The sequence below is a fragment of the Paenalcaligenes sp. Me52 genome, assembly GCF_050487965.1.
In the GTDB taxonomy this organism is placed as follows: Bacteria; Pseudomonadota; Gammaproteobacteria; order Burkholderiales; family Burkholderiaceae_B; genus Paenalcaligenes.
This window is the reverse complement of sequence record NZ_JBKQFO010000002.1, coordinates 370163-383629: the sequence shown is the minus strand read 5'-3', so window position 1 is coordinate 383629 and position 13467 is coordinate 370163. Positions and strand designations below refer to the sequence as shown.

General features: G+C 48.9%; 12 protein-coding genes. 5 read left to right on the top strand and 7 right to left on the bottom strand.

What is annotated here, in order from left to right; all coding sequences use genetic code 11:
* The first annotated feature begins 3 nt into the window (after positions 1 to 3).
* A complete protein-coding gene (locus ACLO87_RS13060; protein ID WP_430223936.1) occupies positions 4 to 1449 on the top strand; it encodes a DUF3482 domain-containing protein in 1446 nt (481 codons plus the stop codon).
* Positions 1450 to 1460: 11 nt separating this feature from the next.
* Here the strand turns inward: ACLO87_RS13060 and ACLO87_RS13055 are convergent, their stop codons facing one another.
* Positions 1461 to 1709 (bottom strand): GlsB/YeaQ/YmgE family stress response membrane protein, encoded by a 249-nt coding sequence (locus ACLO87_RS13055; protein ID WP_135861771.1) that lies wholly within the window; start codon positions 1707 to 1709, stop codon positions 1461 to 1463.
* 699 nt (positions 1710 to 2408) lie between these two features.
* On the opposite strand from ACLO87_RS13055, the gene ACLO87_RS13050 reads away from it, so the two are divergent.
* Positions 2409 to 2927 (top strand): putative pterin-binding protein, encoded by a 519-nt coding sequence (locus ACLO87_RS13050; protein ID WP_430223935.1) that lies wholly within the window; start codon positions 2409 to 2411, stop codon positions 2925 to 2927.
* Here the strand turns inward: ACLO87_RS13050 and ACLO87_RS13045 are convergent.
* The 3 genes from ACLO87_RS13045 to fmdA form a co-directional block, all read right to left on the bottom strand.
* The gene (locus tag ACLO87_RS13045; RefSeq protein ID WP_430223934.1) at positions 2900 to 3580 is read right to left on the bottom strand and encodes an HAD family hydrolase; all 681 of its coding nucleotides are present in this window, start codon (positions 3578 to 3580) and stop codon (positions 2900 to 2902) included. The genes ACLO87_RS13050 and ACLO87_RS13045 overlap by 28 nt on opposite strands.
* A 146-nt stretch (positions 3581 to 3726) precedes the next feature.
* A complete protein-coding gene (locus ACLO87_RS13040) occupies positions 3727 to 4017 on the bottom strand; it encodes an FmdB family zinc ribbon protein (protein WP_135865904.1) in 291 nt (96 codons plus the stop codon).
* A gap of 63 nt (positions 4018 to 4080) precedes the next feature.
* Positions 4081 to 5280 (bottom strand): formamidase, encoded by a 1200-nt coding sequence (fmdA, locus tag ACLO87_RS13035; protein WP_135865906.1) that lies wholly within the window; start codon positions 5278 to 5280, stop codon positions 4081 to 4083.
* A gap of 504 nt (positions 5281 to 5784) precedes the next feature.
* Here fmdA and ACLO87_RS13030 point away from each other — a divergent pair.
* Both ACLO87_RS13030 and ACLO87_RS13025 read left to right on the top strand, forming a co-directional pair.
* A complete protein-coding gene (locus tag ACLO87_RS13030; protein WP_135865908.1) occupies positions 5785 to 6123 on the top strand; it encodes a P-II family nitrogen regulator in 339 nt (112 codons plus the stop codon).
* A gap of 41 nt (positions 6124 to 6164) precedes the next feature.
* Complete coding sequence (locus tag ACLO87_RS13025) at positions 6165 to 7394, top strand: ammonium transporter (RefSeq protein ID WP_135865910.1); 1230 nt, start codon at positions 6165 to 6167, stop codon at positions 7392 to 7394.
* Positions 7395 to 7639: 245 nt separating this feature from the next.
* Here ACLO87_RS13025 and ACLO87_RS13020 read toward each other — a convergent pair whose 3' ends face one another.
* The 3 genes from ACLO87_RS13020 to ACLO87_RS13010 all read right to left on the bottom strand — a co-directional run bounded on the left by ACLO87_RS13020 (position 7640) and on the right by ACLO87_RS13010 (position 11856).
* Positions 7640 to 9055, bottom strand: coding sequence for an aspartate ammonia-lyase (locus ACLO87_RS13020; RefSeq protein WP_135865912.1), 1416 nt, complete (start codon positions 9053 to 9055; stop codon positions 7640 to 7642).
* Positions 9056 to 9596: 541 nt separating this feature from the next.
* Complete coding sequence (locus tag ACLO87_RS13015) at positions 9597 to 10844, bottom strand: D-amino acid dehydrogenase (protein ID WP_430223933.1); 1248 nt, start codon at positions 10842 to 10844, stop codon at positions 9597 to 9599.
* Positions 10845 to 10935: 91 nt separating this feature from the next.
* Entirely contained in the window at positions 10936 to 11856 is a 921-nt protein-coding gene (locus tag ACLO87_RS13010) for a LysR family transcriptional regulator (RefSeq protein WP_430223932.1), read from the bottom strand.
* Positions 11857 to 12381: 525 nt separating this feature from the next.
* Between ACLO87_RS13010 and ACLO87_RS13005 the strand changes: the two genes are divergently transcribed.
* Entirely contained in the window at positions 12382 to 13377 is a 996-nt protein-coding gene (locus ACLO87_RS13005) for a TAXI family TRAP transporter solute-binding subunit (RefSeq protein ID WP_430223931.1), read from the top strand.
* Positions 13378 to 13467: the final 90 nt, after the last annotated feature.

The following is a 13467-nucleotide window of genomic DNA, read 5'->3' as shown; positions in this document are numbered from 1 at the left end:
GCTATGAATAACCAGTCTTCTCTTTTACGTTTGGCGGTAGTTGGGCATACCAATACCGGTAAAACATCGTTGTTGCGTACGTTGACGCGAGACACAGAGTTTGGGGAAGTACGTAATAGCCCGGGGACGACGCGCCATGTGGAAGCCGTACGACTGACCAATGACGGCCACGCTGTAGTGGAGTTATTTGATACACCCGGCATCGAAGACAGCATGGCGTTGCGCGATTACCTTGAGCGTTTGGTGCAGCCTGGGGAGCGTCTAGACGGCCCTAGCGTTTTAGAGCGTTTCTTGCAGATGCCAGAGGCCGTGGGTCGCTTTGAACAAGAAGCCAGAGTGGTAAAGCAGTTGTTGGCCTCGGATGCTGGGTTGTATGTGATTGATGTGCGCGATCCAGTATTAGCCAAGCACCAAGATGAGCTGCGTATTTTGGCGTGGGCGGGTAAACCGTTGCTGCCAGTGCTGAATTTCACGCGTAGCGAAGAACAGCGTATTGATGAGTGGCGTGCGGCGCTGGCGAGTGTAGGTCTACACGCGATTAGTGAGTTTGATACGGTCGCCCCACCGCTTAATGGTGAAGAGCAACTATACGAACGCCTAGCGCTGTTGGTGAAAGAGTCGCATGCCCAAACGCTGAAGGCACTGATCACGAATGTGCAGCAGCAGCGTGCGCAACGATTAGAAGATGCGTGGCGTTTATTGGCTGATTTGCTTGTTGATGTAGCAGCATGGCGTATGGTGAGCGAACCCGATGAGCGATCTATGCAAGAAAGCACACGTACCATGCAAGAGCAAGTACGTAAGCGCGAAGAACGCTGCGTGAAAGCACTGCTGAAACGATTTAACTTCACTTCTAGAGACTATTTGCCAGATACCTTGTCGTTAGACGGTACGCGCTGGGAAATGGATCTGTTTAATCCCGATGCCTTGAAAGACTTGGGTGTACACATGGGTAAAGGGGTAGCCGCTGGTGCCTTGGCAGGTGCTACGGTAGATTTGCTGACACTGGGTTTTAGCTTAGGTAGCGGAACAGTGATTGGGGCCGCTGCGGGTGGAGTATGGCAAGGTCTGGACAAATGGGGCCAACGTTTGCTGGGTAAATGGCAAGGGAAAATGGAGCTCACGGTAGATGACAGCGTGATACGTGTTTTGGCATTGCGCCAAACAGCGTTAATTCATGCGTTAGAGCGTCGCGGTCATGCGGCTCAGATACCTATTGCTATTGCTCGCTCTGTGGTGGCTTTGGATACTGAAAATTCGCCTGAGCCAGAGACAACAGCACCACTTGCTGATGCGCCCACCGCCGTAGATTGGCGCAAAGGTGGTTTGCCAGTAGAGCTCACCGAAGCGAGATTGCATGCTGAGTGGAGCACAATGCTGCACATGCAAAACGCATCAGGCCGTAGAGAGCAGGCTGTAGCTGCTCTGGCGGCCCGACTGCGTGTGTAAATGGTGCGTAATCAGCCTTTTTTGCTAATCAGACCATAGATAAAGAGTACAACGATAGCGCCGATAACAGAGCCTATCAGGCCTACTTGCGCGCCTTGCTGATACAAACCTAGGCTTTGGCCTAAAAAGCCGCCTACTAGCGAACCTATGATCCCCAGTACGGTTGTCAGGATAATGCCCATACTTTGGTTGCCTGGCATGATTGCGCGTGCCAGCAAACCTACGATGAAGCCTACGAGTAGCATCCAGATAAAGCCCATGATTCGCTCCTTGTTACATATCAAGACCTTTCTATTGTAGAAACTGCAGAGAATGTCTGTGTGTTAAATATGTAATAGATTTTGTCAAATTTTGTTAATTGAATACGTATATGTCATTTGAATTGGAAGAGGGATTTGTAATTCAAATTGAATGTAAATAATTATAAATAAAGATCAGAAACAAGATTAAGGGTGTGAAGAATGAATGCTGTAGCAAAGGCTGGGTTGTTACGACTACATAGCATTGATACGTTGGGTAACAGCAAGCTGTGTGCTGCTAACATCTAGCAAGCAATAAATGTTGTTAGGCTATGCCACGCAAGACGTAGAACATTATGGTTATGTGCCTTAGCTGTGGAATTGTTGTTTTGATACGCCGTGACGTAAGGGCTTGTATCTACAGCATAGAGACTAGGTATTTTTGGCAGTTTTATACCTTTTCTCCAATAGGAAGTGATAGAAACATAAGAATCATTAATTGTGAATAATAGTTAATATCTGGCTGGTAAAAGAATCTAATATCATCAAAGATTGTAAATAATTTTAATGTGTGACAATAAATTGCCATACTGTGTTTATAATTTTCGAAAATATTTATCTGCTTCATTTTGTATGCGGCCGGAGACAGCAATGGGTGATATGCCAAATGGGGCGAAGCAAAGAGTAAGGCTTTGGTATTGTGTGGGCGTCTTTTTATTGATGCTCTTCACAACAGGTCTTTCTCAGGCGGAAAATAGTAACGATGTAGTACTGACTTTTGTGGGTCAGAAGGCGGGCGAAGATGAGGCCCATGTCTACACAATGAGCTATGCCGAGCTATATGCTTTCCCCGAACAGAGAGTGCAAACGTCTACACAAGTGACATATGGCTCTCATATATTCAGCGGACCCTTAATACGTAGCGTATTAGACAAATTCAACTTTGTGGGTGATACCGTCAGACTGGAAGCGCTGAACGGGTACATTATTGATGTGCCACTCAGCGATTTCAGACGTTTTGATGCGATTTTTGCGCACTCTATGAGCGGGTTGCGCTTGTCTGTCAGGCATTTTGGCCCGGTCTGGGTGGTGTATCCCCGCGATTCCATTAAAGAGCTGCAAGACATACGCTACGACATGCGTTGGGTATGGCAGCTACGCACTGTAGTGGTCTACGACAGTGCTAATAATCCTAGCCTCAGTAGTTGTCTTTACTGTGACGATGCATCACAAGGGTAAGCAATAGACAGCAGTGCAGGTAAGTCCTGCATATGATTAAATGTGCGCTGTACACCTAGCTCCAACAGCGGAGCTGGGTTGTGTTTAGGATCATAGGCCCACACGGTTGCACCAGAGGCTACACCAGCCGTAATGCCTGTCACGCTATCTTCAATAATTAAACAGCGCTCAGGTGCACAACCCAGTACAGACATGGCTTTCTGATAGACATCTGGATAGGGTTTATTGCGGGGTACATCGCCGCCGCTAAAAATGCGATCTTCAAAATACGGCAATAGCCCTGTCATATCCAATTGCAAATGCAGCTTGTGATATTCACTGGCCGAGGCGCAGGCCATTTTTTTACCCCAGTGCACTTGTACGGCTTGTAACGTAGGGATGATACCGGGTACAGGCACCAGTTTTTGGCGTAAGGATTGCATTAGCCGCAGGTGGAATTCGTCTATCCAGTCTTGTTCTAGTTTTTTGCCAGTGCGGGCTTGAATCAGTTGCAGTTCATCTCGGGTAGATTTTCCGATGAACAGCGTTTCACACTCGTCGGTGCTCAGGTGCCATCCTAGGTCTGCTAGCATTTCTTGCAGCAGTCGTAAGGCCAGTGGTTCGCTGTCTACTAAGACGCCATCGCAGTCAAAAAGAATGGCCTCATATTGCATGATTCCTGCTACCCCAACAATGTATTACCCACGTGTATTGTTACACAGTACTGTGTCGTTCTGTAGAGCGATGTAAGGTCAGGCCCGTGTGTAAACGGGTCTGATACCTAGTAATGGACTATAGCGAGATGGCATGGTTGCCATCATCAAGCGGCACATACAGCACAGGCTGCTCCAGCGCAATTATGTAATACCGAATTGCGTGTGCCAGCTCGTGTGCCTGGGCCACGTACATCAGGGCCTGCCAGCGCTTGCTGTGGCGTTAGCGCACGACGAGGACCATCTTTGAATTGCAGGCTACGAGGCGCTGTAATCTTCAGGCTCAGCGTACCCGTTTCGCAATCTGGACAGGTGCTGGGGTCATGGCGACGTGCCATGGGACGTAATGCACTGACTATGCTGTCACAGTGGGAGCATTCGTAATCGTAAAGAGGCATTGTGATCTCACTAATCAGTCTGACCACCCTATAACGTGTTCGTCATAGGGTGGGTTGTAGCGATTACCCGCGAGTGGTTTTTACACCAGGACGACCGAAACGAGCAGCTTCATTCAGTGCTCCTTTTGGCAGAATATCGGTATCGAAAATTCCGGTAGGAATGGATACCGATGCGGATGCGTTAGGCAGGTCAACGACGCCGCCGTAACGGCCTTCAACAGGCGCTGCGGTCAGCAGCATGTAGGCTTGTGCTGGGCTCAGATCAGTTACACGAGAGATGTAATCGATAGCAGCCAGACAGGCTTGTCGGTAGGCAACAGTGGCGTCCAGATAGGTGTTCACACGGTTTTCTACGCTGATACCAGTGAAGCTCAGCCAGTCGTCGTAACGTACATCGTGTTTGCCTGGAACGTAGATAGGTGCAGTGATGCCGTATTTGGCCATCCCGCCTTTGATCAAATCAAAGCCCAGATGTGCTGCGCCATCCATTTCAATCGCACCACAGAAAGAGATCTCGCCATCCCCTTGTGAGAAGTGCAAGTCACCCATGGACAGACCTGCGCCTTTTACGTACACAGGGAAGTAAATGCGTGAGCCGATGGTCAGGTTTTTGATGTCCAAGTTACCACCGTGCTCACGTGGAGGCACGGTACGAGCTGCTTCAGCAGCAATGCGGTCAAACTCTGCGCCTTTCAGACCGCGCAGTACGGCTGTGTCGGCGTAAGGCATATTGGCTTGTTTCTTCGCGCCTAAAGGAGCTTCGCGACGGTTCCACTCACGCAGCAGATCGTGAGAAGGCAGTGTACCGATCAAGCCAGGGTGCATCATTGCGCCAATACGCACACCAGGAATGTGTCGGGATGTGGCGTACATACCGTGCAAATCCCAAATTGCTTTGTCTGCATCAGGGAAGGTATCTACCAAGAAACCACCGCCGTTTTCTTTGGCAAAAATACCAGAGAAACCTACGGGAGTGATACAGCGAATATCTAGCAGGTCTACCACCAGAATATCGCCAGGCTCAGCGCCTTCTACGTGTACAGGACCAGTTAGTGGGTGAGCACGGGTTAGGTCTACATCGCGTACATCGTTCACGCTATCGGTGTTTTTGATCTGGGCATCTAAGAAATCCAGACATTCCAGAATGATCTCTTCACCGGGTTTGACGCTAGTGAGTTCTGGAATATCGGGGTGCCAGCGGTTATGACCGATTTCTGCCTGTTCAGATAATGGAGCACCAGGTTTAATTTTAATGTGCTGCATAAGGTCTCCTTTTTAGAGCGAAGGACGCTTGCTTGTTTGTTTATAAAGTATATATATGCCGCGTAATGTATTACGCCAGCTTCCGTAATAACAGCATGGTGTGATGGGCTTTGTCAAAGAGGGAAAATAGGTGTTGAGTTCTAAAATTTCATCCCCTGAACACAAGGCAGAGACAGCTTATTTTTTGGCATAAAAAAGGTATTACCTCTTATGCCGTTGTGTTTCATAGCTTTGAGAGTGTTTTAACGACCGTTAGAGTGTTGCATCATCATGCTATATACGCCGTTTTGGTGGTTTTTGTAGTAGCGCCACCACGAGAATCTAAGGGTAAACACGAAGTTCTGGTGCGTTTTTTTATTTGTGTTTATTTTAGTAAATAGGGCGTTTGGCGAGTCCGAGTATTCCTGGAAACAGGCCTCGTGATCGCAAGGTATTTTTTCTCTGGAGCTCTGGCACGCCTGGCGTGCCTGCACATCTTTTTAATGAGCAACAGAGGAAATAATCATGAAGTTGATTACTGCCATTATTAAGCCCTTCAAGTTAGACGATGTTCGAGAAGCGTTGTCTATGCTTGGCGTTCAGGGCATGACCATCAGCGAAGCGCGAGGCTTCGGTCGACAAAAAGGGCACACCGAGCAGTACAGGGGTGCGGACTACATTGTCGATTTTCTTCCCAAACTACGAATTGAAATTGCTGTCAGCGACCACGACACCGATAGGGTGATCGAGGGGCTGTGCGCAGCGGCATTCACCGGCAATATCGGCGACGGCAAGGTATTTGTGCTGCCGTTAGAGCAGGTGGTTCGTATTCGTACGCAAGAGGCAGGGGATGGGGCGATTTAGCGCCCCTCCCAAACTAATGATTTACCTATCAAGGAATATGTATGAACTCAACAGATTTTGCCTGGGTCAGTATGTCGACTCTGCTCGTGCTGATGATGGTCGCGCCTGGCCTAGCGCTTTTCTATGGCGGGTTGGTGCGCGGTAAAAATGTGCTGTCTATCTCCACGCAAGTATTGGCAACCTTTGGGTTGGCGATAGTTTTGTGGTTTGCCTACGGCTACTCCTTAGCCTTTACCGATGGCAATGCCATTATTGGTGGCTGGTCAAAAGTATTTTTGGCAGGGGTGTTTAATCTTCCTGAAAACACCTTTGAAGTTGCTGGTAGTATTCCCGAAATTAGCTTTGTAGCTTTCCAAGCTACCTTCGCCGGCATTACCTGCGCATTGATTGTGGGCGGCTTTGCGGAACGCGTACGCTTTGGTGCAGTGATCTTGTTCACGGCAATTTGGATGACCTTTTCCTATTTGCCTATTGCCCATATGGTGTGGTCTCCGGGTGGCTGGTTGTTTGAGCGTGGTGCACTAGATTTCGCAGGCGGCACAGTAGTACACATCAACGCGGGGATGGCTGCTTTAGTGGCGGCGTGGTACACCGGGCGTAGATTAGGCTATGGGCGTGGCGAGGCTTTGCGTCCGCATAATCTGACGATGACCATGACAGGGGCGGCATTATTGTGGGTAGGTTGGTTTGGCTTTAATGCGGGTTCAGCATTAGGCGCAAACACACTTGCTGCGTTGGCATTCTTTAATACGCTAATCGCTGCAGCCGGTGGGATTCTGGCGTGGTTGATAGTGGAGCGCATGGCTAAAGGAAAAGCCTCGTTATTGGGTGCGGCATCAGGGGCTGTTGCTGGGCTGGTAGGTATTACGCCAGCAGCGGGGTTCGTCGGGCCGTTTGGTGCGTTGCTGATTGGTGCGCTAACTGGTGCAGTGTGCGTGTGGGGTGTCAATGGTTTACGGCATGCTCTGAACGTGGATGATGCGCTGGATGTGTTCGGCATTCATGGTGTGGGCGGCATTGTTGGTGCTTTGTTGACTGGCGTGTTCAATGCCCAGTTACTGGGTGGCCCAGGTTTGGCGAGCTTTTCTGAAGTGCCCTACCAACTGTGGATACAGGCAGAAGGCGTGTTGATCACCATGATATGGTCTGGCGTAGTCACGTTAGCAGGATGCGTGATTGTGAATGCAGCAATTGGATGGAGAGTAACCCGAGATGAAGAACGTACTGGATTGGATATTTCCTCGCACGGGGAATCCGCATATTCCAACTGATAGTAGTCGTATCAGTGAAGGAGCAAGGGCAGGCCATTTGGCCTGCCTTTCTCTTATCTATATAGCTAAGTGTTTAGGCGTGACTGATGATTTAGCTATAGAGATAGGCACAAAAGCAGTAGATGCAAAAAAGGCCTGAGTTCGGTGTGATACCAGAATCTCAGACCTTAGCTGCGTAGTGACTGATTGCCGATTAGGGGTGTCAGCTCACTAGGCGGTCTTGTGTAACATTAGACAATAACGAATTATTGTGCTTTGCGTGGAGCGATCATGTTCTCTGGACGCATTACATCAGACAGTACATCTTCAGCCAGCAATTGTTCTTCCTGAACCAGTTCCAATACGCCACGACCGGAATCCAACGCATGTTTAGCAATACGTGTGGAGTTTTCATAGCCGATGTATGGGTTCAACGCAGTGATCAAGCCGATGGACTGTTTAACCAGTGTTTCGCAACGCTCTTGGTTAGCAGTGATATCGTCAATACACAGAGTGCGCATCATGTCGGCAGCACGTGCCAGCATTTCGATGGAGCTGAACAGTTTGTAGGCAACCAGTGGTTCCATAGCGTTCAACTGCAACTGACCAGCTTCAGCAGCGAATGTCAGAGCCAAGTCATTACCAATCACTTCGAAAGCTACTTGGCTGACGGCTTCAGGAATTACTGGGTTTACTTTACCTGGCATGATAGAGCTGCCGGGCTGACGTGCTGGCAGGTTGATTTCACCAATACCGGTACGTGGGCCGCTAGACAACAAACGCAAGTCATTGCTGATTTTGGACAGCTTAACGGCAGTACGTTTCAGTTCGCCAGACAGGGAAACGAAGTCACCCATGTCGGAAGTTGCTTCGATCAAGTCTGGAGCAGCTTTGATGTCGAAACCACTTACATCAGCCAAGAACTTCACAGCCAGCATTTGGTAGTCGGGGTCAGCGTTGATCCCTGTACCAATAGCAGTACCGCCTAGGTTCACGGCTTCCAATAGCTCAGGAGCTTGTTGACGAATACGACGTGCATCTTCAGCAATGTTGTTTGCGAAAGCGCGGAACTCTTGACCTACAGTCATAGGCACAGCGTCCTGCATTTGGGTACGGCCCATTTTCAGGATGCCGTCAAAAGCGTCGGCTTTGCTGTTGAAAGAGGCAACCAGCTGATCCAAGCTTTGAGTCAAACGCTCAACGCTTAGCAACAAGCCTACGCGAATCGCGGTAGGGTAGGCATCGTTGGTGGACTGAGCCATGTTCACATCATTGTTGGGGTGCAGATGTTGATACTCCCCTTTCTGATGGCCCATGCTTTCCAGTGCCACGTTTGCAATCACTTCATTGGCATTCATGTTGGTGGACGTACCAGCGCCACCCTGAATCATGTCCACTACGAACTGATCCAGATATTCGCCATTAATAATGCGATTACACGCATTGGTAATAGCTTGGAATTTTTCGTCACTCAGGCAGCCTAACTTGTTGTTGGCTGATGCGGCGGCGTGTTTGACCATTGCCAAGGCGGCGACAAACTTAGGGAAGTTTGCCAGAGTAATACCGGTCAGATTGAAGTTCTCGGCTGCGCGCAGTGTTTGTACACCGTAGTAGGTGTCGGCAGGGATCTCTCGTTTTCCAAGAAGGTCTTTTTCTGTACGTGAGAGTGAAGAAGTGCTCATAATTAGATGTTTTTAGACGTAGATGTCCGCGGTGATAAAAAACAAAAAATGAAGTGATCGCCCCTTACCAAACCAGTCGATGATGGGCGATGCTTGTGATGAGCATGCAGGTTTTTACGAGTGATGGAGCCGCATTCACAAGATCCTGTGTAGGGAGTGAGCGTAGGACTTCAATGTTCGTCATCTATGTTTTTGGCAAGACGCCGCGATGCCCGCGACCCGTACTTAGTAGGGTAGTAACCATGACATGAACCCTACATACTAACAGGCACAGCCGGGAAGTGACACCGTTCTGTTAATTATAGGGTTCGGATGGAGCAATTGTTTCGGCTGATTTACAAAAAAACTCCAATCGTTGCGTGAGATTCACTTTTTTGTAACCTAAAGGATTTTGATGTGTTCACCGCGTGGGCATGGAGAAGAAACCAGCCTTTGTAGGGCTGGTTTTGAGGTGGCGACAGTGCCAGCAGTGCGCTGAATGACTGGTTGATCGCTACTTGCAGCGTACTGGGGCTATGCACTGAAGTGATAGTTAGTGGGCTTAAGGAGCGAAAGGAGCTGGGTTTACAGACAAAGCGCTGTTAGTCAGCATTTCGCCCAGTAACTGTGCAGAACCTGCCGCTAGTGTGAAGCCTAGGGCACCGTGTCCGATGTTCATCCAGACGTTCTGGGTGTTCGGGCAAGCACCAATAATAGGTTTGCTAGTAGGTGTAGCAGGACGCAGACCGGCCCAAGGCTGTGCTTCGCTTAGATTCAATTGTGGGAAGGTGCCTTGAATCTGGTTTTTCAAAATAGCGATACGTTCAGGATCTACCGCGTTGGAGAAGTTTTTAATGTCTACCATCGCGGCAATACGCAGTTGTGTGCCAATAGGGGCGTACACAATGCGCCGAGCGTAATCAGTCACGCTGATTTTAGGAAACAGCGCCGATTGATTTTCTTGATCCAACGTTAAGCTGTAGCCTTTAAGTGGGAACAGCAGTGGAGAATACCCCAGCGGCTTCAACAAGCTGCCACTTTGTACACCTGAAGACACCACGAAATGGTCGGCTTGGATTTCACCAGCGGTAGTGTGTACAGCGTTAACTGTAGAGCCAGACTTTTTGAAACCGTGTACTTTCACGCCGGTTAACAGGGTAAAGGTGCTGGTTTGCTGTAATTTCTCTAGCATGGATTTTGCCAATACGTGGCAATCACCCACCTCTTCGTCGGCCGTATAGACGGCGCCAATAGCACGACCACGCATGCCTTCCATGGCAGGTTCTAGCGCAAACAACTCTTCGGCATTCAGCAGTTTTTGCGATGCACCCAGCTTGGCTTGTTTCTCTACTTGTGCACGCGCACTGTCCCAGCTTTTTTGGCTTTCATGCACAATCAACTTGCCGTTTACCTGATGGTGGAATGACAGTCCATCGTGTTCTAGCCAATGATGGATGTTCTTACGGCTCAGGAAAGACAACGACAACAATGCTTGCGTAGACGCGCTTTGCACAGAGCTTCGGCATGCCATCAGGAAATGGCTAAGCCAGCGCCATTGCGAGAAGCTGAGTTGTGGGGTGAATTTCAGCGGAGAGTCTTTGCGGCCTAACCATTTAGGAAGGTCCACAAAAACGGAAGGATCGGCCAGTGGAGCCACGTAGCTGTAACTTAGCTGTCCGCCATTGGCGAAACTCGCTTTCATTGCGACATCGTGTTCAGCTTCAATCAGGGTAACCTGAATGCCCTGTTTGGTAAGTTGGTAGGCAGAGGCAACACCAATGATCCCGCCACCAATAATGCAGACATGCATGAATATAACCGTAACGTTAAATGGGTAACGCTACGATTCTGACAGTGAAGCCTAGACTTTTCCAATAGCCAAGTAGGTACAAGGTATAACCTTAGGATATGGAGTGAGGGAAAAGTAGGTTGTCAGTATGGCTAGGAAATACGTACTGCTTACAGACTTTCTGCAATGTATCAATCAAGGTACGTTGCACAGCAGAGAGTGGATCATTAGCGTGCGTCATTAGGGTAATGGGGATGGTGGTGTGCGGGTTCAAACGACTAATCATCAACCCTGGGCGCAACATGGCTTGCGCGGTAATGATGTCTATCACTGTTTCCCCCAAACCTACCGCTACCAGTGAGCAGGCTACATAATGGGTTTGCACTTGAGCGGTAATAGTGGTCTCTACGTTGTACTCATCTAAGAGGCTTTGCAAGACACGGCCGGAAGGGTCTCTAGAGTCCAACGCAATGTAATTCTTGTGACTTAAGTCGGTAATGTGTTTGGCACCTAGTGCGCCTTCGGGGCCTAGATGTACCAGTTCAATTTGCCCTATGTGAGTCAGTTGAATGCCGGGTGTTTCTTCACTGGAAAAAGAAATAATCATATCCAGATCGCGCGATAGTAGCGCCTCGCGTAATTCACCGCTGTGGTGCGCACGTAGATCAAAGGTGATGTGTGGTTGCGCTTTTTGGCTTTGGCGCATCACCTCGGGGAGTAGCCCTAACCCCATGGTTGGGTTGATGCCTATACGTAGGTGGCCATGTTGGCTGTGACGCAGATTGAAGGCCAGTCTACGCACGTGTGCTAATTCATGCTGTAGGTGTGCGACACGAGGTTCCAGAATGCCTGCTTCACGAGTGGGTTGTAAGCGCCCTTTGATACGTTCAAACAGTTTGAAGCCTAATTGCTGCTCGGCGCTGGCCAGCAGCTTACTGGCTGCGGGCTGTGAAATATGCAGAAGTTTGGCTGCATCGGTCAGTGAGCCAGTACGGCAAATGGCATCGAAAATTTCTATATGGCGTAGGCGCATAGCAGGCTGAGAGCATGAGGATCAGGGGTGATGTTTTCATTATTACATGGCTTTTAGTTATAGGGTGAGGCGTGAATGTCCATGACAGTGCTGGTAGCTAGTGATCTGCTCCGCTACAGGGGAAACTAGACTAAATAGCGATTTTCTTTATGGCTAAAGTGAGTAGGATTCATGTGTCTTGCTGTGCAAGATTTTCTTGATTTAACGCATTTGGTTTCTAAATTTTTGCCTTGTTTAGCCTTTCACGGTTATGTGCTCAAAGCTTTCTGGTGTATAAGTTGGCTGTGTTCTTCTGAGGTGGTTCAGGAAAACAAGTATTTGTTATCCATTGATTTTCCAGTATGATTCGCCGATACATATGTTTCCTTTGTTGGTTTTTGGGATTCATTTGTTGTTATAACGGCGCTGCGAATCAGGGATTTCACTTGTTTTTTTCAAGCCTGAGATCTGTACCATCTAGTGGTCCGTTCTGAATAAACCGAAGGGTTTGTAACGTCGCAAGACGCGTCAATAGAGGAGTCATATATGAATAAAAAGTTAAATGTAAAAGTGAAAAGTTCTGCGCTGGCAGTGGGTGCGGCATTCTGCTCTTTCTTGCTGGCTCCTCTGCCAGCTGCTGCACAAACTGAGTTTGTGAGTATTGGTACTGGTGGTGTAACCGGCGTGTACTACGCGGCGGGTGGTGCGATTTGCCGCTTGGTGAATAAAGACAGTAAGGATCACGGCGTACGTTGCTCGGTAGAGTCCACGGGTGGTTCAGTTTTTAACGTCAATACCATTAAAGCGGGCGAGTTAGACTTGGGCGTGGTGCAGTCCGATGTGGGCTATAACGCGTACCATGGTGAAGGCCAATTTAAAGATGCTGGCGAATACAAAAAATTGCGCTCGGTGTTTTCCATTCACCCTGAGCCTTTTACGGCTGTGGCGAGTAAAGAAAGTGGCGTGAAGAATTTTGAAGAGCTTAAAGGTAAGCGCTTTAACGTTGGTAACCCAGGTTCCGGTACACGTGCGTCGATGGAGCAGTTGCTAGAGCGTATGGGCACAACCCCACAAGAATACTTCTCGCTGGCGTCTGAGTTGCGTCCTGATGAACATGGTCAAGCACTGTGTGACGGCAAAGTAGATGGCTTTTTCTATGGTGTAGGTCACCCTTCCGCCAACATTCAAGATCCTACCACCACATGTGGTGCTCAATTGGTGAGCATCACGGGTGAGGCGGTAGATTCCTTGGTAGAAGAGTTCCCGTACTACGCCAAAGTGGTGATCCCTGGTGGTATCTACCAGAACAACCCTAATGATGTGCCTACCTATGGTGTGTTGGCGACGTTTGTGACCTCTGAAGACGTGCCTGAGAACCGTGTATACGAAGTCGTAAAAGCGGTATTTAACAACTTCGAAGATTTCAAACGTTTACACCCAGCGTTTGCTAACTTGCAGAAAGAAGACATGGTGAAAAATGGCTTGTCCGCACCGTTGCACCCCGGTGCAGAGCGCTTCTTTAAAGAGCAAGGTCTGCTGTAATCCTTTGTAGTGCGAAGGGGCGTGCGCATACACCCCTTCATCGTGGGCTGCCCCAAAAGGGTGGCCCACGTTATCTAGATAATCAGAAGA